Source organism: Pseudomonas sp. TNT2022 ID642 (assembly GCF_028656995.1).
In the GTDB taxonomy this organism is placed as follows: Bacteria; Pseudomonadota; Gammaproteobacteria; order Pseudomonadales; family Pseudomonadaceae; genus Aquipseudomonas.
This window is the reverse complement of record NZ_JAMDGW010000055.1, coordinates 1-679: the sequence shown is the minus strand read 5'-3', so window position 1 is coordinate 679 and position 679 is coordinate 1. Positions and strand designations below refer to the sequence as shown.

Below are 679 nucleotides of genomic sequence, written 5' to 3'. Positions count from 1 at the left end.
TTCTCGCGCTCAATCCGTCGGATTTTTGCCTCCAGTTCTTGGATGCGTTGTTGGTCAGGAGTCATGGCCTTGGACTTCTCAGGCGTCTTACCGCTGCGCTCGGCTCGCAACTGCTCAACCCAACGACGCAGAGCTGTAGGACCGACGCCCATTGCTTCGCAGGCTTCACTCACCGAATAGTCTTTATCCAAAACCAGGCAAGCCGCATCCCGTTTGAAATCTGTCGAAAAATATCGTCTGGTCAAATCACACCTCGTCGTTGGGCGTAGATTACCGCCCTTTAGGGGTGTCCAGAATCATTAAGCCAGATCAGTAGGGAGAGGGAACTGACCGAGGTGTTTGGGCAAGGTACGCCGACGTGAAATACCGAGTCGAGCTCAGATTCTGAAACAGATCAAAAGCCCCTCACCCTAGCCCTCCCGAAACGTCGGACCGCCCGTAGGGAGAGGGAACTGACCGAGGTGTTTGGGCAAGGTACGCCGACGTGCGATACCGAGTCGCACTCAGATTCTGAAAGGCCCACAAATCGGCTCCCTCTCCCTCGGGAGAGGGCTGGGGTAGCCACAACATAAATCAACAGCCGAACACCGCTTGGCCCTTAACCACTCAATAGGCCGAGTGTCAGCTCGCCTGCTTTTGATCTTGATCCACGGGCGACATCGGAAGGCTGAGTGGAGGG

Annotated in this window: 1 protein-coding gene; it reads right to left on the bottom strand. The window is 55.7% G+C overall.

From position 1 onward, the window contains the following. A partial coding sequence (locus tag M5G26_RS29455; protein WP_273917192.1) for a transposase occupies positions 1-245 on the bottom strand: 245 nt, incomplete at its 3' end. Positions 246-679 lie beyond the last annotated feature (434 nt).